This is a genomic window from Bartonella sp. CE47NXGY (genome assembly GCF_042195415.1).
Lineage (GTDB): Bacteria > Pseudomonadota > Alphaproteobacteria > Rhizobiales > Rhizobiaceae > Bartonella.
Window position 1 is genome coordinate 1 of record NZ_JBHIOI010000021.1, and the last position, 21,023, is coordinate 21,023.

At 38.3% G+C, this 21,023-nt stretch carries 18 protein-coding genes and 1 other RNA gene; 8 read left to right on the forward strand and 11 right to left on the reverse strand.

Annotation, left to right across the window (positions count from 1 at the left end; all coding sequences use genetic code 11):
* The 3 genes from ACFIL3_RS06680 to ACFIL3_RS06690 form a co-directional block, all read right to left on the reverse strand.
* On the reverse strand, positions 1 to 1,505 hold a 1,505-nt coding region (locus ACFIL3_RS06680; protein ID WP_375681962.1), incomplete at its 3' end, for a M24B family metallopeptidase.
* Positions 1,506 to 1,527: 22 nt separating this feature from the next.
* Positions 1,528 to 2,397 (reverse strand): 50S ribosomal protein L11 methyltransferase, encoded by an 870-nt coding sequence (locus tag ACFIL3_RS06685; RefSeq protein WP_375681963.1) that lies wholly within the window; start codon positions 2,395 to 2,397, stop codon positions 1,528 to 1,530.
* Positions 2,398 to 2,423: 26 nt separating this feature from the next.
* The gene (locus ACFIL3_RS06690) at positions 2,424 to 3,005 is read right to left on the reverse strand and encodes an SCO family protein (protein WP_375628847.1); all 582 of its coding nucleotides are present in this window, start codon (positions 3,003 to 3,005) and stop codon (positions 2,424 to 2,426) included.
* A gap of 136 nt (positions 3,006 to 3,141) precedes the next feature.
* Here ACFIL3_RS06690 and ACFIL3_RS06695 point away from each other — a divergent pair, with 136 nt between their 5' ends.
* Positions 3,142 to 3,771: a DapH/DapD/GlmU-related protein gene (locus ACFIL3_RS06695; protein ID WP_375668342.1), complete on the forward strand. Its 630-nt coding sequence runs from the start codon at positions 3,142 to 3,144 to the stop codon at positions 3,769 to 3,771.
* A gap of 56 nt (positions 3,772 to 3,827) precedes the next feature.
* Here the strand turns inward: ACFIL3_RS06695 and ACFIL3_RS06700 are convergent, their stop codons facing one another.
* The 5 genes from ACFIL3_RS06700 to ssrA all read right to left on the reverse strand — a co-directional run bounded on the left by ACFIL3_RS06700 (position 3,828) and on the right by ssrA (position 7,828).
* On the reverse strand, positions 3,828 to 6,167 hold the full coding sequence (locus ACFIL3_RS06700; RefSeq protein WP_375668343.1) for an ATP-dependent helicase: 2,340 nt from the start codon (positions 6,165 to 6,167) through the stop codon (positions 3,828 to 3,830).
* Positions 6,168 to 6,287: 120 nt separating this feature from the next.
* Positions 6,288 to 6,539: a ribbon-helix-helix domain-containing protein gene (locus ACFIL3_RS06705; RefSeq protein ID WP_375681964.1), complete on the reverse strand. Its 252-nt coding sequence runs from the start codon at positions 6,537 to 6,539 to the stop codon at positions 6,288 to 6,290.
* A gap of 10 nt (positions 6,540 to 6,549) precedes the next feature.
* Positions 6,550 to 6,732, reverse strand: coding sequence for a DUF4169 family protein (locus ACFIL3_RS06710; RefSeq protein ID WP_375612011.1), 183 nt, complete (start codon positions 6,730 to 6,732; stop codon positions 6,550 to 6,552).
* Between the two features lie 8 nt (positions 6,733 to 6,740).
* Positions 6,741 to 7,292: an SspB family protein gene (locus tag ACFIL3_RS06715; protein ID WP_375681965.1), complete on the reverse strand. Its 552-nt coding sequence runs from the start codon at positions 7,290 to 7,292 to the stop codon at positions 6,741 to 6,743.
* A gap of 179 nt (positions 7,293 to 7,471) precedes the next feature.
* Positions 7,472 to 7,828, reverse strand: a transfer-messenger RNA (tmRNA) gene (gene ssrA / locus ACFIL3_RS06720).
* A 97-nt stretch (positions 7,829 to 7,925) separates the two neighbouring features.
* On the opposite strand from ssrA, the gene ACFIL3_RS06725 reads away from it, so the two are divergent.
* Positions 7,926 to 8,231, forward strand: coding sequence for a DUF2853 family protein (locus ACFIL3_RS06725; protein WP_375668344.1), 306 nt, complete (start codon positions 7,926 to 7,928; stop codon positions 8,229 to 8,231).
* 68 nt (positions 8,232 to 8,299) lie between these two features.
* On the opposite strand, the gene ACFIL3_RS06730 is transcribed toward ACFIL3_RS06725, so the two are convergent.
* From ACFIL3_RS06730 to ACFIL3_RS06740, 3 genes are all read right to left on the reverse strand, one after another.
* Complete coding sequence (locus tag ACFIL3_RS06730) at positions 8,300 to 9,607, reverse strand: MFS transporter (protein ID WP_375612014.1); 1,308 nt, start codon at positions 9,605 to 9,607, stop codon at positions 8,300 to 8,302.
* A 654-nt stretch (positions 9,608 to 10,261) separates the two neighbouring features.
* Positions 10,262 to 11,572 carry an MFS family transporter gene (locus tag ACFIL3_RS06735; protein WP_375668345.1) on the reverse strand — a complete coding sequence of 437 codons (1,311 nt, stop codon included), beginning with the start codon at positions 11,570 to 11,572 and terminating at the stop codon, positions 10,262 to 10,264.
* A gap of 956 nt (positions 11,573 to 12,528) precedes the next feature.
* Entirely contained in the window at positions 12,529 to 13,836 is a 1,308-nt protein-coding gene (locus tag ACFIL3_RS06740) for an MFS family transporter (protein WP_375612016.1), read from the reverse strand.
* Positions 13,837 to 14,049: 213 nt separating this feature from the next.
* Here ACFIL3_RS06740 and ACFIL3_RS06745 point away from each other — a divergent pair, with 213 nt between their 5' ends.
* From ACFIL3_RS06745 to miaA, 6 genes are all read left to right on the forward strand, one after another.
* Positions 14,050 to 14,844, forward strand: coding sequence for a thymidylate synthase (locus ACFIL3_RS06745; RefSeq protein ID WP_273722957.1), 795 nt, complete (start codon positions 14,050 to 14,052; stop codon positions 14,842 to 14,844).
* A complete protein-coding gene (locus ACFIL3_RS06750; protein ID WP_375628859.1) occupies positions 14,841 to 15,350 on the forward strand; it encodes a dihydrofolate reductase in 510 nt (169 codons plus the stop codon). The genes ACFIL3_RS06745 and ACFIL3_RS06750 overlap by 4 nt, the downstream gene beginning before the upstream one ends.
* 119 nt (positions 15,351 to 15,469) lie before the next feature.
* Positions 15,470 to 16,597, forward strand: coding sequence for an FtsH protease activity modulator HflK (gene hflK, locus ACFIL3_RS06755; protein WP_375613382.1), 1,128 nt, complete (start codon positions 15,470 to 15,472; stop codon positions 16,595 to 16,597).
* 2 nt (positions 16,598 to 16,599) lie between these two features.
* Entirely contained in the window at positions 16,600 to 17,538 is a 939-nt protein-coding gene (hflC, locus tag ACFIL3_RS06760) for a protease modulator HflC (protein ID WP_375606990.1), read from the forward strand.
* Between the two features lie 151 nt (positions 17,539 to 17,689).
* Complete coding sequence (locus ACFIL3_RS06765) at positions 17,690 to 19,213, forward strand: Do family serine endopeptidase (protein ID WP_375638325.1); 1,524 nt, start codon at positions 17,690 to 17,692, stop codon at positions 19,211 to 19,213.
* A gap of 705 nt (positions 19,214 to 19,918) precedes the next feature.
* Positions 19,919 to 20,791, forward strand: coding sequence for a tRNA (adenosine(37)-N6)-dimethylallyltransferase MiaA (miaA, locus tag ACFIL3_RS06770; protein WP_375613384.1), 873 nt, complete (start codon positions 19,919 to 19,921; stop codon positions 20,789 to 20,791).
* Positions 20,792 to 21,023 lie beyond the last annotated feature (232 nt).

Genomic DNA, 21,023 nt, shown 5'->3' on the forward strand with positions numbered 1-21,023 from the left:
CGAGAAATATTTTGCGGTCCTTCATGGACAGAAAGATAAGATCCAACACCATGACCGGTGCCATGGGCATAATCAAAACCAGCTTTCCACAATGCAATGCGTGCAAGAGCATCAAGGTCTTGTCCACGGGTTCTTTTGGGAAAGCAAGCAGTTGAAAGAGTAATCATGCCCTTGAGAACAAGAGTGAAACAGCGTTTTTCTTCTTCTCCAATATTCCCAATTGCTACTGTACGTGTGACATCAGTCGTGCCATCACGATATTGTCCACCTGAATCAACGAGGTAAAGTTCACCGGCTTTGAGTTGTTTATTTGTTTGCGTTGTTACACGATAATGAATAATGGCACCATTTTCTCCTGTTGCGGAGATTGTATCAAAAGAAAGATCTTCAAGTTTTTCTCCCATTTCTTTTGCTGTATTTATGCGAAATTCTTCTAATTTTTGAGCAGCAGAAATTTCACTTATTGACCCTGGTATTTGTTTATCTAACCAAGAAAAAAAACGGGTTAGGGCAACACCATCGCGTAGATGCGCTTTGCGTGCGCCATTGAGTTCTGTGTCATTTTTAATGGCACGTGGTAGAGCAGCAGGATCGGTAAGTGTGATAAAAAAGCTATTTTTTTCTTCAATAACAGTTCGTAATTTTTCGCATGTTAGCTGTGGATCTAAGGCAAACACTGTCCCTTTTTGAACATACTCTTTGATCTTGGGAATAAGCTGTTCTGGTTCATATAATTTTGCATAACGTTCTAGATATTGTTTCTGTTCTACACCAAGTTTTTTGCTGTCAATGAATAAAGCTGGTGTTTTGTTAAGTGGAATGAGAGCAAAACAAAGGGAAAAAGGCGTGTTGGAAACATCATTGCCCCGTATATTGAATGTCCATGCAATGGAAGAGGGGTCTGTAAAAATAAAAGCATTTGCATGAGTTTGCTGTATATCTTTGTAAATCAAAGCGAGTTTTTCATCTGTATCGCACCCAGCATATTTGAGAGGGTGAATTGATAAGGCAGATTGTGGTAATTTTGGTTGATCATGCCAGAGCAGATCAATGGGATTATGTTGAACTTCTACAAGTTTTCCACCTGCTTTCATTTCTAATGCGTTTTTTAATGCATCGGTGGCAGCAATCGTGTGGAGCCATGGATCAAAGCCAATAGAAAGTTTTTGACCATTTTTTTCAAGCCATTGTGAGGGAGGACAAGTTATGAGATCTTCATAATTAAAAATATCAGGATCAGTTTGTTGGCGAACTTGGAGCTTATATCGCCCATCTGTAAATATGATGGCTTTGTTTTTTAAAATCAGTGCAATCCCAGCTGATCCAGTAAAGCCGGTTAACCAGCTAAGGCGTTGAGCATGAGGAGGGACATACTCTCCTTGGTGTTCATCGCACCGCGGAACAAGAAAACCATCGAGTCCAAGGTGATCGAGTTCTTTACGAAGGCAAGAAATGCGTTCTGCTGCATAAGCAGGATTTGTTGTCGCCTCAAAAGATTGATACATAACGACGTCCTTTTCTTTTATTTTATTTCAGGTGTATCGTAACCCATCCTTGCCGGTGGTATGTTTCGATATGCTTCAGTCCTTGTTTTATATAAGTCTCCAAAACATGGGCATGTTGTTCTTCAAGAATTCCAGAGAGTATAAGTGATCCCCCTTTTTGAAGTGCCGTTACCACTTCTTGCACAAGTTCAATAAGCGGATTAGCAAGGATATTGGCAACAATGAGATCAAAAGGGGCTCGTGATGCAATTGAATCATGGGCAAAACCTGTTGCTGTAATAGCTGTAACATATTCATTGACACCATTGAATTCGATATTGTGTTGTGCAACTTGAATAGCAATTGGGTCAATATCGGATGCAAGCACAGTAATTGGTTTGAGCATTGCTATGCCAATGGCTAGTACACCGCTCCCAGTACCAAGATCAAGGGCATTTTGGGGATTTTCGTGTTTCATGACTTTGGCAATCATTTCTAAACAACCGGCTGTTGTTCCATGATGTCCGGTGCCAAAAGCTTGATTAGCTTCAATTTCAATAGGGAGAACATTTGCTGGAATGGCGTTTCGGTTGTGACTTCCATGAAGGAAAAAAGGACCGGCTTGCACAGGTTTTAGTCCTTCTAGGCTTTTTTGTACCCAATCAATGTTGGGTAAAACTTCCATATTAATTTTATCAAAATCTATAGAGAGAACGCTTGCAAAATGTTTTAATGCGTTCTCTTGATTGTCTTGATCGACATATAGAGAAAGCTCATATACAGCATTTTGTTCATCTATCTCTGTAAGAGCAAGAGGATACCCTTCTTCGTCAAAGGCTGTTTCTATAAGGGTATAGAACCGTTCTGCTTCATTTTTAGAAGCAGTATAATAGAGGCGAATTTGTTGCGACATGCTGTTCTTTCTTTTGATCGGTTTTTTTAGTTTAAGATGAGTTTTTTTAACCGTTCAATGGCGATTTCATCTTTTAATTCGCTATCGCTTTCTTTCGTGTCATAACGGATAACGCCAGCTAATTTTCCACCTTTTTTGAGTAAAAAAATTGCTGCTGTATGGTTATATGTATAGTTTCCATCTGTTTCAGGGACTTTTTCAGCAACGATGTTGAAAGAATTGACCATTTTATGAACTTTATCAGGATCTCCACTAATGCCAACAATTTTATTGTTAAAATTACTGAGATAATCATGGAGTACTTTTGGTGTGTCACGTTCAGGATCAACAGTCACAAACCATATACCTAATTTATCAGCTTCAGGCCCAAGGGCTGTAAGCCATCGATCAAGATTCATCAGTGTGGTAGGGCAGCTTTCAGGACACATAGTGAAGCCGAAAAAAATTATTGAAGGCTTGCTTCGAACATCAGCCTCAGTAATATTTTTTCCATTAGAATCAGTGAGCGTAAAGTTATCACCTAAAGGCTTATTTGTCAGCGTATCATAAATAAAAACACCTGCAAGAAATATGATTGTCAGCCCCAAGATGCGTATTACATTTTTCATAGTTTGACTCTCTTAGATAGATCGAGAAATTGTAACATCGGCAGGTTTGTTTTGCAATGTTTGTTTCATGGTTGATTTTATTGGCTTGATTGGTATGTCTTTCCATATCTATTGATAAAACATTGGTGAAAGATGTATGAATATTGAGAAAGATCTTCGATTTCATGAAAGTGAACCTCGTATCCATACGACAGCGCGGCTGCATGGTTGTAAATTAGGGCGCTATGTGGAAATTAATGAGCGGGTGATTTTACGGGATGTAACCGTTGGAGATTTTTCTTATTTAGAGCGTAATAGTGAGGCTATTTATAGCGATATTGGGCGTTTTTGTTCTATTGCATCTCATGTACGGATGAATGCGTTGGAGCATCCTATGGAGCGCGTTTCAACGCATAAAATAACCTATCGTCCAAACGAATATTTTCGTTATATGGCATTAGATAGTGGTTTTCGTGAAAGGCGTTGTGCAAAACGTGTTATTATTGGGCATGATGTGTGGATTGGACATGGTGCGGTTATTATGCCTGGGGTGACAATTGGTCATGGCGCTATCATTGGCGCGAACGCTGTTATAACGAAAGATGTTATGCCTTATACGATTGTCGTTGGGGTGCCTGCTAAGCGATTGCGGATGCGTTTTCCCAATCATGTGATAGAATGCCTTTTAGATATGGCTTGGTGGGATTGGCCACTTAATAAAATTCACGACGCATTGCCTGATATGCAAAATTTGCCCATTGAAGCCTTTGTTCGCAAATGGAAATGATAGTCAGAATAAAACAAAGTGGTTTCTTGAAAAAACTGATCGTGGTTTACTTGTAATTAAGCTTTGTTTACAAAATTGTCTAGTACACGCTTTTCTCCGGCTTTTTCGAACATTATTGTCAATTTATGATCGTCTATTGCTGTAATATGACCATAGCCAAATTTTATGTGAAAAATCCGATCATTGACAGAAAAATCTGATGGTGCATGAGAGATTGATTGAGAGATAACTTTCCCTTCAATATTCTTGTTTTTTTGTGCACGCTTTTGTCTTGCTGTTGCATAGTCATTATAAAAAGAATCGTGATATTGAAAGGAAGATTTTCCATAACCACCATAGGATGTTTCCATTTCTACAACTTCTATATGTTCTGCTGGTAATTCATCTAGAAAACGGGAGGGAAGAGCAGGTTGCCAAAGTCCATGAATTCTTCGATTCGATACAAACCATATATGCAAATGTTTTTTTGCTCTTGTTAGACCTACGTAAGCAAGACGCCGTTCTTCTTCTAATCCTGAACGTCCACCTTCATCTAATGAGCGCTGGTGGGGAAAGAGTCCTTCTTCCCAACCTGGAAGAAAAATTGTTTCAAATTCAAGCCCTTTGGCTGAATGAAGTGTCATGATGTTGACTGCATCCATATTTTCATTATTTTCCGTTTCCATAACGAGTGCAACATGTTCCAAAAAACTTTGAAGATTTTCAAATTGTTCCATGGAACGAATCATTTCTTTAAGATTTTCTAGTCTTGTAGGAGCCTCTGGTGAACGATCTTCTAACCACATGGTTGTATAACCAGAATCATCAAGGACGATCTCGGCAAGTTCTCTATGAGGAGTGTCTTGAAGCATATTTTGCCAGCGGCGGAAGTTTTCAATGAGGCTTCGTAACGCACTGCGTGCCTTAGGCTTTAATTCATCTGTTTCAATGATGTCAGCGGCAGCAGAAAAGAGAGGAACAGCACGTGCACGTGCACTCTCATAAAGAATGCGCAGGGTTGCATCTCCTATGCCGCGTTTCGGTGTATTAATAACACGCTCAAAAGCTAAATCATCAGTAGGTTGGACAACAACGCGTAAATAAGCCATGGCATCACGTATTTCCATTCGCTCATAAAAACGAGGACCACCAATGACGCGATAATTAAGGCCAAGTGTTACAAAGCGATCTTCAAATTCACGCATTTGAAATGATGCGCGTACCAATATAGCCATATGATTTAATGCATGACCGGTTTGTTGTGCGCGTTCGATTTCTTCTCCGATTGCTCGAGCTTCTTCTGCCGAATCCCATGCTGAATGAATTTTTACCTTTTCTTCCTCACTCTTTATTTGAGCAGAAAAAAGGACTTTTCCCAGTCTTTCTTCATTATGAGCAATGAGATGGGAGGCGGTTTTAAGAATATGAGATGTTGAGCGATAATTGCGTTCTAGACGAATAATTTTAGCAGAAGGAAAATCTTTTTCAAAACGTAATATGTTTTCGACTTTTGCACCACGCCATCCATAAATGGATTGATCATCATCACCAACACAACAAAGATTAACATGTTGATCTTGAGGATGTTGGGCCAAAAGGCGAAGCCAAAGATATTGTGCTGTATTTGTATCCTGATATTCATCGACAAGAATATAACGAAATTGAGAATGGTATTCGCGAAGAATATCTGGATTATGTTGGAAGATAGAGATAGAATGAAGTAGAAGGTCACCAAAATCACAAGCATTAAGATCTTTTAATCGATTTTGATAACTGTGATAAAGTTCACGTCCCATGCCATTACCAAAGGAATGAGCATCACTTTTTGAGATATGTGTTGGTGAGAGTCCTTGATTTTTCCAAGAATCAATCATCATGGCAAGGTTTCGTGCGGGCCAACGCTTATCGTCTAATCCTTCAGCTTGAATAAGTTGTTTTAAAAGTCGAAGAACATCATCGCTATCGAGAATTGTAAAGTTTCTTTTTAAATCAACAAGCTCTGCGTGACGGCGTAAAATTTTAGCTCCAGTGGAATGAAAGGTTCCAAGCCAAGGCATACCTTCAACAACTTCTCCAATAAGTTCACCAATACGTATTTTCATTTCACGTGCTGCTTTGTTGGTGAAAGTGACAGCAAGTATTTGCTGAGGAGAGGCAAGTCCAGAGCGTAAAATGTGAGAAATACGGGTTGTTAAAACGCGTGTTTTTCCTGTACCAGCACCTGCAAGAACTAAAAGAGGTCCCTCAGTATTCATAACAGCTTGTTGCTGTTCTGGATTGAGTTGTTCTAAATAGTCTGTGTTATATGATTTTTGTTCTTTTAGAGTATGGGAGAAAAAACCAGAGCTCTTCTTATCATGGTCTGGAGGGGAATCTTCTTCAAAGAAAGGTATGGTATGATCAGAAAAATTACTCATTATCTCTCTTTTGTAGTCTTTTTTTTATTGAAGTTCTAGATTAAAAAAACTTCTCTTAAAAAGTCACAACAGTTTCAGTTGAACAGACAGAAAGAGAACGTAAAAAAATAAGCACAAACATTAAAGGCTTTGGGTGAGAACGCTTTGAAGGGCATAAACGCGTAACGAAGCCGAAAGATTTACTTGTTGTGGTCTTTTGCTATCAATATCGGTAATAATAAAGGCTAAAGATTGTCCTTTTTTGCGGGCTATATCTTTTAGAATATCTAAAAATGGTGGTTCTAAAGAGACGCTTGTTGCGTGTCCATCAACGCGAACAGATATCTTTTGTGGAATGACTTTTGACCAATCGATAGAATTATTTTCGTGCATTTTTCCACCTTTATTCGTCGTTTCGCAAACGATTTTGATCAAGAAATTTTTGCATTTTTAAAGATTTTTGCTGCTCAAAATTTTTTTCAGTTTTTGTTCGTCCAAAACGATAACGATTTTGCTCAGCACAAAGAGATTTTTCTGTACGTTTTTTTTGTTTTCGAAATTGGCGAAGATTAATCAATTCAGTCATGAGAAAAATTATTTTTTCCGAAAGGAATCTAAAGAGACAACATCAGCACTTTGATTTTGTTTTGCATCGTTATTTGAAGGTTCTTTATTTGTACTGAGATTTTGTTCTTTTGTAAGCGTATTTTCTTTTTTTTGTTTGTTTGATAAGGTAATAGGCGTAGTTGAGGTATTTTCTGAATTTTCACTTTCTCCAGAGGTCAGATTTGAGGGCAGATCAAATGCTGCTTCAAATGCTGCTACAGGATCATAAAAGACCTGAATGGAAGTAAAAGGAATCACGAGCTTTTCGGTTATTTCCCTGAAAGAGAGGGTTACTTCGAAAGCTGTTTCTGAAACACTGAGATCTCTAAATTGATGTTGTAAGACGATTGTCATTTGCTCGGGATAGCGATTTTTTAGCCGAGGAGAAATTTTAACGCCTGGGGCATTTGTCAAAAAAGTTATAAAAAAATGATGATTTCCCGGAAGACCTGCTTTGGCAACTTCCGATAAAACTTTACGGATAACTCCACGAAGCGCATCCTGAACGAGAATATCGTAACGGATTTGATCATTAACCATCGAAGTTTATTCCTTTTATTTCACGTAGCAGAATGGGGCGTATTGATATTGTGTGACAGAATATATTTTAAATTAGCAGATTTTTTCTACGATGCACCTCAATAAATCGAATAAATACGAAACTCTATGGTAAATAATGTCTGATAATGTCTGAAAGATCAATCAACAACATTTAAAAAAGTGAAGGCTTCTGTTGCCAGGTGCCTCCGAACCCCGCTTAAACCTGCGACGGTTTAAGACTTAAATTGAAACATTCACACCACCTTAAGCGGCGAGACGTGCTTCCGCATAGTTGTCATTTGCAACTACTCATTTAGCCCGATAACGGTGGTACAATGCCGAGTAAAAGAGCGATCTTTACACCCTTGTCGATCCTATTTCGCCCCCACCAAAATATAATTTTGATTTTTTATATTTTGGTGGAGGCGCCGGGTACCGCCCCCGGGTCCAATAGGTTTATTTCACCGTCCATTTATTACCATAGCTGGTAAACCAGCCCTCTAAATATAGATGAAGAACAGTCTTAGGAAAAGGGGGGGTTGTTAATATTTTTAATCCTCTAATTATTTATGGAGCTATATGAGGCGGCTATAAAGTATAGACCGCTCATTTTTGGAGAGGAGATGATGCAAAATGACAAATAATTTAGCAGATATTAAACTATATGATTCAAATCCCGATGAAGCAGCAGTAGAACGACTTAGCCATCGTTTAGCTTTGGTGATGAAAAAGCAGGATGCAGCGCTTGTTGCTACATCGGATCCAAAAGAGTTAGAACGTGTTGAAAAATGGGTTCAAGATGTTTTAGAAGCTGATGAGAAGAGTGCTAAAACGGCTGTTTCAAAAGTGGCTGAGATGATGTCTGGAGAGCGTAGAAAAAGTCGACTGACTTTTTATTATCTAGTTGCTAAGCAACTTAATGCACTTCATAAAATTTAAACAATATTAAATTTGTGATAATGATAAAAAAAGCCCAATTTCTTGGGCTTTTTCGTTGATAAAAAGGGTTAATGTTTTTCATCCTCTTGGAGGTAGCCTCCTTTACGCATACTCGGGACAAAGAGAAGAGCAATGAATGCCATGATCATCACGACGGTTATATAAAAATAAAAGAGTGATTCATGACCGTACTTTTTTAATCCAAGCGCAACGTATTCAGCAGAACCACCAAATAAGGCGTTGCCAATGGCATGAGAGATGCTAACGCCTAATGCGCGTATTGAAGAGGGAAACATTGCTGATTTGACGACACCAGAGATGGATGTATACATGCTCATAATGAAGAGCAAGCCAATAATGACGGAAAAGGCAACCCATATACTATGCGTATTACCGATTATCCAGAGTCCAGGAAATGTAAAGATGACAGAGAGTATACTCCAAATGATAAGTAAAGTTTTTGTTCCAATTTTATCGGCTATGATACCAGCTATGGGTTGGAATAGGATGAAAATAAATAGTACAGCTGTCATAATCGTTGTTGCGGTATGTTTATCAAAGCCGGTGGTTGTGATCAGATATTTTTGCATATAAGTCGTAAAGGTGTAAAATGTGAGTGATCCTCCTGATGCAAAGCATGCAATTACGACAACGGCTTTTGTATGCTTGGTGAGAAGTTCCTTAAGACTGCCAGAGTGTTTGTGAGAGCGGCTTTCTTTCGTGGTTGTTTCGTGGAGAGAACGACGCAGATAAATCGCAATCACTGCCCCGAAACCACCAATCACAAAAGGAATGCGCCATCCCCATGCTTTTAACTGATCTTCAGAGAGATAAGATGCTAGAATAAATATAATGAAGCTGGCAAGAAGTTGACCTGTAATAAGGGTGGCTGATTGGAAAGAAGCAAAAAGCCCACGATGTTTTTTGAGGGCAACTTCGCTCATATAAGTGGCTGCTGTACCATATTCACCACCTGCTGAAAGTCCTTGCATCATCCGAGCTAAAAGTAAAAGGATTGCTGATGTTACTCCTAAGGTTTCATAGGTGGGAAGTATGGCGATGAAAAAAGAGCCACCACACATCATAAAAATGGATATAAGCATCGAGCGTTTACGTCCATAACGATCGGCGACAAACCCTAAAAACCAAGCTCCAATAGGGCGCATAAGAAAGCCAATAAAAAACACACCTGCGGTTTTTAACAGTGGCGTAATCGTATCACCATCGGAGGGAAAGAATTGTGATGCAAAATAAATTGATGCAAATGAGTACACGTAAAAATCATACCATTCTACGAGATTTCCTGATGCGCTTGCTATAATAGCAAAAACACGTTTTCTTGCATCCTGTGATGCTGAAGTTGTTTCATTTTTCATGAATTGTTCCCCTTTTGGATTTATAGTTCATATTTTCTAAACATAATTGTTTATGATTTCCAGAAAAATTCAATGGTATTATAACAATTTCTTAGGGAAACTCTTTAAGATGATTTATTAGAGTTATGTTGTCATTCGTTTTAAGATTTTTACTTGTGTTGTAGAATAAAAAGTTATCACATTGCATTTAAAGGGAGAGAACATTGAAAAGTAGATCAAGATACCTTTAAACTTGATGAGAAGAATGCAATATTGGCATCATACCGGAAGATTATAGAAGAGATGGTCTTTATGAGCAGAAAGCCCAAAAACTGAAGACATTTCATAAAGCTTAAGTTAATGTAAAAGGGGATTTTGTGTCCTTAATTATCTTATTGTATCATAACACATCATCATTTAGGAGGGTGAGGTAAGTCTCAGATAAGGTTTTCCGTATGAGGTGTTTTTTAGATATCGTGATAAATATTTAGGGTAGGGCTGCCCATAGAATCTTATCAAGTAAATTACATAAAGAGGGCAGTAACTATAGACAATTTAAAAGAAACTGAGTTGTTTGTAAGATGAATGCGGGGCGGGCTTTTCGTTCTTTACTAGGGTGGAGAGGAGATCAAAAAAAGCCCAATTTCGTGGGCTTTTTTTATCCAGAAAATAAGTTTAATGAAGTTTATCGTCTTTATCGAGATATCCTCCTTTATCTATATCGGGCATAAGAAGAATAGAGATGAGTGCAATGACCATCATACCAACGATGTAAAAAAAGAAAACAGATTCGTATCCCATATTTTTTAATCCAAGCGCTACATATTCAGCAGAACCGCCAAAGAGTGCGTTGCCAATGGCAAAAGCAAATCCAACACCAATTGCTCGGATTGAAGCAGGGAACAATTCTGCTTTTATGATACCAGCAATGGACGTATAAAAACTCATAACACAGAGTATTCCAATAATAATTAAGAGTGCTGTCCATGGATTATGGGCATTACCGATCATTTTAAGTACAGGAATGGTGCAGATAATGGATAATGCCCCCCAACTAATGAGTGAAGCTCTTGCTCCAATTTTATCGGCTAGGGAACCAAAAAGGGGTTGGAGTAGCACAAAAACAAAGAGGGCGGCAGTCATTATCGTTGTTGCGGTTTGTTTATCAAAACCAGTGGTTGTGATCAGATATTTTTGCATATAAGTGGTGTATGTATAAAATGTGAGAGATCCACCAGCTGTAAAGCCAACAACCAAAAAGAAAGCTTTTTTATGATTACGAAAAAGTTCTTTAAGACTACCAGCGTGTTGTTCAGAGCGGCTTTTGAGGGTTGTTGTTTCATGAAGCAAGCTACGCAGATAAATTGCAACGATTGCTCCAAAGCCACCAATGACAAAGGGAATACGCCATCCCCATGCTTTTAACTGATCCTCGTTAAGGTAAATGGCTAAAATAAATATTATAAAACTTGCCAGAAGTTGACCTGAGATCGTTGTTGCATATTGAAAAGAAGCAAAGAGACCACGACGATTTTTGGGCGCAACTTCACTCATATACGTTGCTGCTGTACCATATTCACCGCCAACGGAAAGCCCTTGAAACATACGGACTAAAAGGAGAAGAAATGCTGCTGTTATTCCCAAGGTTTTATAAGTGGGAAGTATGGCAATGAGAAAAGAGCCACCACACATCATAAAAACAGAAATAAGCATTGAGCGTTTACGTCCATAACGATCCGCAATGTATCCAAAGAGCCATGCTCCAATTGGACGCATAAGAAAGCCAATAAAAAAGATTCCTGCCGTTTTTAACAGTTGTGTAACAATATCTTCATCTTCAGGAAAAAATTGTGATGCAAAATAAACCGATGCAAAGGAGTAAGCATAAAAGTCGTACCATTCTACCAGATTTCCTGATGCGCTGGATATGATAGCAAAAATACGTTTCCTTGTATCATGTGGATCTAAAGTTGTTTGATTATTCATGAAGTATTCCCCTTTTAGATTTATAACTTTTCTTCTTTTTAAAGCTATTTACGATGTGCATTATAAAAACGCCATTGTATCATGATAATTTTTTAGGGAAACATAAAGATTTTTTCTAGAGCTATCAGTGGTGTTTTGGGCTCATGGTGTTGTTACATTGCGTAAATCATACGCTTTTTACTATCCTTAAGGAAATATTATTTTTTGTTTGATTGTGAATTATTTGCATATGCAGAGTGTTTATGAAGATATGATACTCTTTAGTTTATATGCTTGATGTTGTTTCGTAAAATGATGTTATTGACTATTTCATGCGAGGTTGGTGTATCAGTTAAAATAATTTTTAGGAATGATCTTAAGTGTTAAGGGGGAGTACAATATTAAGAGTTCCTCAATAGTATAATGATAGCGGCTTGCACTTTTATTAAGTGTAAAGAGAGTGATGCCCATGTTTATACTTTACGGGGCTTTTACGTTATGTCATTCACGGGTGCCGTTGTGAAATGGAGTTGGGTGCATTGAGAAATGTTTCTCAAAAAAGTGTGCGAATTCATAATATAATGGTATTTTCTATTTTTCATGAAAGGATTTGTTTTGCATGAGGGGGTACTATTAAGAACGTATTAAACAAAATCATGAGTGTAATCTTTATTATTGATAAAATTATCTTGAAAGATAATCACTTTTCTTCGATTTTGAGTGGGCATGGGAATATTAAAATAAATCAAACGTTTTTTATCTTCAGTGAATTAAATTCAGCTAAAGAAGTATTTATTACATAATAATATGAAGCCATTTATTTTTATAAGCGGCGTGTGCAGGAGGGAACATTGCTTCTTTAGAGTGTTTGAAGGGATAAAAAATTGTGAGCTTTAAACTTCTATCGGAAAGAATATAAAAAAAAGCCCAGTACTCTGGGCTTTTTTGTTAAAATCCTTGTTTGTTAACATTAAAGGTTAATGAATATCGTCTCCTTGTAAATACCCTTTTTTGCGAGCATCTGGCATTAAGAGAACAGCAATGAATGCAATAATCATCATGCCGGTTATATAAAAATAGAAGACAGATTCATATCCAAGATCTTTTAATCCAAGTGCGACATATTCAGCAGAACCGCCAAACAGTGCGTTGGCAATAGCATAAGAGAGCCCAACTCCTATTGCTCGTACTGAAGCAGGAAACATTTCTGATTTTACAATGCCAGAGATAGATGTATAAAAGCTCATAATGCAGAGCATTCCAGTAATGACTGATAAAGCAATCCATGTACTATCAGTACTACCAATCATATTAAGTCCAGGAATGGTAAAGATAATAGATAAGACACTCCAAATAAGGAGTGAAGTTCTTGTTCCAATTTTATCTGCAAGAGCACCAAAGAGGGGTTGGAGTAACATGAAAACAAAGAGAGCAGCTGTCATGATTGTTGTGGCTGTATGTTTATCAAAGCCAGTGGTTGTGATCAGATATTTCTGCATGTAAGTCGTATAGGTGTAGAATGTGAGCGATCCTCCAGCTGTAAAGCCAATAACCAGAAAGAAAGCTTTTCGGTGGTTGCTCAGAAGTCCCCTAATACTACCAGCTTGTGCACTAGAACGACTTTCTTTGGTCGTTGTCTCATGGAGTGTGCGGCGTAGATAAATCGCAACAATTGCACCGCATCCACCAATGGCAAATGGAATACGCCAGCCCCACGCTTTTAGCTGATCTTCGGTGAGATAAAGCGCTAAAATGAATATAACGAGACTGGCTAGAAGTTGACCACCAATCAGTGTGGTATATTGGAAAGAGCTAAAAAATCCGCGGCGATTTTTGAGGGCGATTTCGCTCATATAAGTTGCTGTTGTACCATATTCACCACCGACAGAAAGCCCCTGAAGCATTCTGAGTAAAAGTAAAAGAATTCCTGCTGCCATTCCAATGGTTTCATAGGTAGGAAGTAGGGCGATTAAGAACGAACCACCACACATCATAAAAACAGAGATAAGCATTGAGCGTTTGCGTCCGTAACGATCGGCAATGAAGCCAAAAAGCCATCCGCCGATTGGGCGCATAAGAAAACCAATAGCAAAAACACCCGCCGCTTTTAAAAGTTGCGTAACGTCATTGCCATCTGAGGGAAAGAATTGTGATGCAAAATAAATAGATGTAAAGGAATAAACATAAAAGTCATACCATTCTACTAGATTACCTGATGCACTGGACACGATAGCCCAGATACGTTTTCTTGTATCATGTGGTTTTAAAGCTTCTTGTTTTTCCATAGTCGATCCCTTTATTTGATGTTCATCCATCTTTGTTCATTTATGTCATTTTTTTAGAAGCTGTCTATAGTATTTTATCTTTTGCATCAAAAATTTAGTTAGATCATGATAATTTCTTGTGTAAGATGTTTTTGGAAAAAGATTTGAATTATGTTTGTACGGATTTTACAGTTTTTATTTTCTATAATAAGAAGAATCGGACATAATACCCTCATGAAATCATATCTTGCTCTTTTATCTCATGTTTTAAATCAGGGTATTGATCGGACAGATCGAACGGGTGTTGGAACGCGATCTATCTTTGGGTATCAGATGCGTTTTGATTTACAAGCAGGATTTCCGTTGTTGACAACAAAGAAACTACACTTACGTTCAATTATTTATGAACTTTTGTGGTTTCTTAAAGGCGATACAAATATCGCTTGGTTGAAAGAGCATGGTGTGTCAATTTGGGACGAGTGGGCTGATGAAAAGGGAAATCTTGGTCCTGTTTATGGTTATCAGTGGCGTTCTTGGCCCGCTCCTGATGGACGCCATATTGATCAAATTAACAATCTTTTAACGATGATTAAGGAGACGCCAGATTCTCGTCGCTTGATTGTATCAGCTTGGAATCCTGCATTAATAGAGGAAATGGCGTTGCCTCCGTGTCATTGTCTTTTTCAATTTTACATTGCGGAGGGGAAATTATCTTGTCAACTTTATCAGCGTTCGGCGGATATTTTCTTAGGTGTTCCATTCAATATTGCATCCTACGCATTGCTAACGATGATGATTGCGCAAGTAAGCGGTCTTAAAGTAGGCGATTTTATTCATACTCTGGGAGATGCTCATCTTTATTCTAATCATTTTGAACAGGCAAAATATCAATTGTCTCGTATACCAAATGCTTTGCCATGTATGCGCATAAACCCAGCGGTAACAGATCTTTTTTCTTTTCAATTTGAGGATTTTGAGTTGCTTAATTATGAAGCACAACCTCATATTAAAGCGCCGGTAGCAATATGACGATTTCCATTTGTTTAATTGCTGCTGTTGCAGAAAATGGTGTTATCGGTCGTGAAGGTGCCATGCCGTGGCATTTATCGACGGATTTGCAACGCTTTAAAGCTTTGACGTTGCGTAAGCCCATTATTATGGGAAGAAAAACTTGGGATTCTATTGGGAGACCTTTACCAGGGCGTACAAATATCGTCATTACGCGTGATTGTACCTTTTGTGCTGAAGGGGCTGATGTTGCTCACTCTTTATCGCAAGCTTGTTCTCTTGCAACAAATGTTGCTTCTCAAAATGATGTAGAGGAAATTTTTATTATTGGTGGGGGTGAAATTTTTCAACAAGGGTTGCATATGGCTGATAAAATATTCCTTACAGAAGTTTTAGCTTCTATAGAAGGTGATAGTTTTTTTCCTGTTTTTGATAAAGAAAAGTGGACTATTGTGCAAACACAAGATATTCCAAAAGGGGATAAAGATAGTCATCCGACACGTTTTGTTGTTTATGAGCGGAAATAATTTTTTGTAATATGAAGTGAAAGGGTTTATCAGTTGTATTGTAATGAGGTAAGAGACACCCTATAAGATCAAGCAAATGGTTGGTGTTCGAGTAGTGGTAATCAGTTAAAGAGGTGATAATGCCCTGGACAAATCAAAATGGTGGTGGCCCGTGGAGTGGCGATAAAAACAGTGGTGACAAAAAGACACCAGCTAAGAATCTCTTTGGTTCTGGTGGCGAAAATGGTCCTAATCTTAATGAAATTTTGCGCAAAGGGCAGGATCAGTTTAAACAATTCGGGAGAAGCAGTTTTTCTGTTTTATTCCTTCTGCTTATTGTGTTTTTTTGGCTATACCAGTCAATTTATATTGTTCAGCAAAATGAACAAGCGGTAGAGTTGCGCTTTGGCATCCCTAAAGAAGGCATTATTGGTGATGGGTTGCATTTTCATTTTTGGCCAATTGAGACCTATATGAAAGTACCTTTAACGGAAAAAACAATCGCGATTGGTGGGAAGCCCGGTCAGGCGCAACAAAGTGATGGTTTAATGCTTTCGAGTGATCAAAATATCGTTAATGTTAATTTTTCCGTTTATTATCGGATTTCATACCCTAGTCAGTTTTTATTCAATGTGAATGATCAAGAGGGAACTGTCCGCCAAGTTGCTGAGAGTGCAATGCGTGAGGTCATTGGTTCGCGGCCGGTTGATGATGTTTTACGTGACAAGAAAGAAGAAGTTGCTAATGACGTTAGAAAGATTATCCAGTTGACTGTGGATAAATATCAACTTGGTGTCGAAATAAGCCGTGTTTCTATCAGTGAAGCTGCTCCTCCGACAAAGGTTGCTGCTGCGTTTAATTCTGTTCAGCAGGCGGAGCAGGAACGTGGAAGAATGATTGAAGAGGGGAATCGTGTGCGTTTTACGAAAATTGGTTTAGCAAATGGTGAAGCTTCACGCACACGGGAAATCGCAAAAGGTGAAAAGGCACAAATGGTTGAAGAGGCAACAGGGCGTGCTGAACGTTTTCAGGCGATAGCTCGAGAGGCTGCGATTTCACCAGAAGCTGCTCGCTACCGTCTCTATATGGAGACGATGGGGCGGATTCTTTCTTCACCAAATAAGCTGGTTCTTGATCAGGCAAATTCTCCAGCGGTGCCTTATTTACCTTTGAATGAATTGTTGCGTAGCAAGTCATCGGAAAAAGTAAAGGCAACAGCAGCGCGTCCTGCGTTACTCTTAGATTCTCGTATTTCTGGAGGAGATTAATTATGCAGCAATCTCGCTTTTTGTTTGTTTTTAGTGCTATAGTGTTTGTTTTGATGATTTTGTGGATGTCCGTATTTATCGTCTATCCTCGTCAACAAGTAGCAATTAAGCGTTTTGGACAAATTGTTCAGGTAGAATCTAATCCTGGAATCTATTTCAAGGCGCCCTTTATCGATAAGATGATCATTGTTGATAATCGGTTATTGCGTTACGATGTTCCTACACAATCTGTACAGGTTCGTGGTGGTGCGTATTATGAGGTGGATGCGTTCTTTATTTACCGTATTACAGATCCTAAGTTGTTTTTACAGCGCATTGCTTCTGGGCGTCCACAAATTGCGGCACGTGAAAACCTTGCACCACGGTTTATTGACGCTTTGCGTGCTGTTTATGGTAAGCGAGAATTTAAAGCAGCCTTATCGGATGAACGAGGCGCGATGATGGCTGAAGTACAGAAGCAATTTTCTGTAGATGCAGGCTCGTTGGGTATTACCATTGTTGATGTGCGTATTCGTAAAACCGATTTGACTGATGCTGTTTCAGAAGATGTCTATCGGCAAATGGCAGCTGAACGTGAAGCTGCTGCGGAAAATATCCGGGCTCGTGGTCAGCAGGAGCGAGATCGTATTGTGGCAGAAGCTAATCGTGAATATGAAGAAATTGTAGCAGCTGCAAAGCGTGATGCTGAAATTACCCGTGGTGAAGGTCAAGCTGAAAGTATTCGTCTTCTATTGAATGCGAGGGAGGCTAATCCGTCTTTTTACGATTTTTGGTTGGCGATGGAACAATACAAGAATTTAGAGAAAACACCGATGGTGATTTCTCCAAATGAGGATTTCTTTTTCTATTTTCGTAATCCGCCGCAGGCAAATAAAGCATTCTTACCGACAATGAATACTGGCCTCAGTAAAACTGATCCAAAATCGGGAGAGAATAGATAAAATAATGGATTGCAGATACGAGATTTTGCATGAAAAGAATGATCTGTGACCATTTTCTTTTATGGTAAAAGTGGTAGAGAGTATCGAGCCGTGCTGGTTTTACGTAGATAAATTTAGTGGGGCTCTTTGCATCTTTGATTAAAGGCATGTCATGGATAGAAGTATCGTGAGTAAAAATACGTTTTTAAAGTTTTTTATCACAAGAGTTGTTTTTTGTGTGACTTTGTTTCTATCAGGATCAGTGAGTTTGTCTTGGGGAGCCGAGACAAGCAAGGCATTGCTTTCTATTCCTGATTTAGCTTCTGAGCTTTTGGAAACAGTTGTGAATATTTCCACGGCGCAGACTGTTGAAGGAACAGAACAGGATGCAAACACCTCGGTACCCGTTATCCCAAAAGATTCATTGCTGGAGGAATATTTCAGTGATTTTTTTACACCCAAGGATGGTCAAAAAGATAGTCAATTTCAAAAGGTGCGTTCTTTAGGCTCTGGTTTTGTGATTGATGCGCAAAAAGGGATTATTGTTACAAATTATCATGTTATTGTAGATGCTGATGATATTGAAGTTAATTTTACGGATGGTACAAAACTAAAGGCAAAGCTTCTTGGAAAGGATAGCAAAACTGATTTGGCGTTGCTTCAAGTCGATGCAGGAAGTAAAAAATTAAAAGCTGTGCGTTTTGGTGACTCAGAAAAAGCACGTATTGGTGACTGGGTTATGGCTATTGGTAATCCTTATGGTTTTGGTGGAAGTGTGACGGTTGGTATTATTTCTGCACGTAACCGTGATCTTAATGCTGGTCCCTATGATAATTTTATTCAAACAGATGCAGCAATTAATCGGGGAAATTCTGGTGGGCCGTTATTTGATAGAAATGGTGAAGTCATTGGCATTAATACAGCAATTGTTTCACCTTCGGGAGGATCTATCGGTATTGGATTTGCTATTCCATCGGATATGGCTCTTTCTGTTATTAATCAATTGCGTGATTTTGGAGAAATAAGGCGTGGTTGGTTGGCTATTCGTATTCAGCCGGTAACAGAGGATATTGCAAAAAGTTTAAAATTGGACAATGCTGTGGGAGCATTGGTAGCTGGTAAAATAGAACAGACGGAAGAAAATAATGTAGATAATAGCCAGTTACAAACTGGAGATGTTATTCTTTCCTTTGGTAATTCCAAAATTAAGCATGCACGTGATTTGCCGCGTTTAGTTGCAGAAAGTTCAGAAGGAAAAGTGGTGGACGTTACTATTTTACGCAATGGGCAAGAAGCAACAGTAAAAGTTAAGCTTGGACGTTTGATTGAAACAGATCCAAATGAAGATACAGAAGAAGTTGATGATAAAAAAAATCAAGATCTGTCGAAAAACGTGACAATGCAATTTATGGGAATGACGTTATCTGAACTGACAGAGGATTTGCGTCATCGTTATTCAATTTCAGATAAACTTCGAGGACTAGTGGTGACATCTGTTGCACAAAATAGTGCCGCGGATAAAAAGCGTATTCGCGTTGGTGAAGTGATTGTTGATATCAATCAGAGTTCTATCACAACAATTGATGAGGCTAAAAAACGTATTCATAAATTACGTGAAGCTGGACGCAAAAATGCTCTATTTATTGTAGCGCGTCCAGATGGAGAGTTACGGTTCGTAACGCTCCTAATGGATTGATCCTTAAAAAATTATTTTTTGTTTTTTATCAGCCTTAGTGTGTGGGATATTTTGCAAGTCAGCCATGTGATGTCCAATATTTCTCAAGCTCATTTCACGATAGAGAGTATGGGGTGTGCAATATAAAATCCATTGGAAATCATTATATCTTTATGCTGAATATCAAAGTATAAATTGGTGTCATCATAGTATTTTTCAGTTCTCAATATTGTAACAGCCTAGACTTTGAAATGCTGCATAAGAGATATTGGTACACCTTTCTTAAGTCCATTTTTATCTCTGCTTGTGATGCGCAAGTAAATGGTATTGATATGATACTTTATGAGGCTCTTATTATAAACCGGCGTAGCATGCTATTTTTATAGGAAAAAATAAAGCTATTTGATTGTATAGATTAAACTTAGTATTATTTTCATAAATGATGACAAAGAGTATATTTTTAATGGCCTTAACCGACAGAATTATTATAGCTGTGGTTTGTTATTGAATTATGATAGCAAAAAATGCTTGGAAATTCCTTTGGTGTTGTTATTAAGTCCATTTTTTCTTTTTTATAAGTTTCATAAGGGGCTTTGTCTTAAGGGGAATTTGTGTTCGTATTTTTGTTTGAAGTATTTACTCTATGATAATGGAGAGAAAATACAGGAAGGCTTTGGGGGTGTCTGCATGTTGCAATAAGTTATTGATTGGGAGAAATTGCTATTCATGACACAGAGAACAGTTACATTAATAGCAGGGCCAACGGCAAGTGGGAAGTCAGAACTTGCCTTGCAAATGGCTCAAGAAAAAAATGCTCTCATTATTAATACTGATTCAATGCAGGTTTATGATGTTTTAAATATTTTAACGGCACGGCCGAGGGAGGCTGACACCGCGATTGTTCCCCATTATCTTTATGGTCATGTGAGTCCTACTTTGAACTATTCAGTAGGGCAATGGTTGTGTGATGTCGAGAAGCTATTGGCTACTTTTTCTTTAAGATCAGTTATTTTTGTTGGTGGAACAGGACTTTATTTTCGTGCTCTTTTAGAGGGGATTTCGGAAGTCCCTCATGTTCCAGATGTTGTGCGGCAGAAGTGGCGTTTGCTGCTTGATAAAGAGGGACCTGAAAGTCTTTATCGCCAGTTGTTGCAGATTGATGCTGTTGTTGCTGAAAAAATTTCTTCGCACGATAGACAGCGTATTGTACGTGCTTTGGAAGTTTATGATGCAACCGGTAAGTCGCTCAGTTGGTGGCAGAAACAAAAAACAACACCTCTCATTGCGCCAAATTTGACCGAAAAAATTCTTCTCATGCCACCACGTCCTCTGCTTTATGAACGTATTCATAAACGCTTGGATTCTATGATTGAAAGAGGAGCTTTAGAAGAAGTGGTGGCTATGAAAAAACTTAAACTTTCCCCTTCATTACCAGCAATGAAGGCTATTGGTATACCTGAGTTTATGGCTTATTTGGATGGATATAGAAGCTTTGAGAGTGCTCTTGAAGCGGTGAAAATACAAACGAGGAGATATGCAAAAAGACAAATGACATGGTTTCGTAATCAATTTGATGAAGAATGGATGCTTACTTTTTGATAAAAGAGTTAGAGCTTTGCAAAGAAACTTATCGAAAGATAAAAGATAATTCGTGAAAAAGAAATTTTTTAGAAAATATAATTTTTTATTGACGAATGGTATCAATGGAATTAGAAATCTCTCTACAAGGAATTTTTTATATATTTTATACGTTGGAATAATGGGGGTAATCATACAGTATGTGTTGTGTAATGGGCTCCTTTGGGGGCTTTTTTTATGGGCTCCGTTAGGG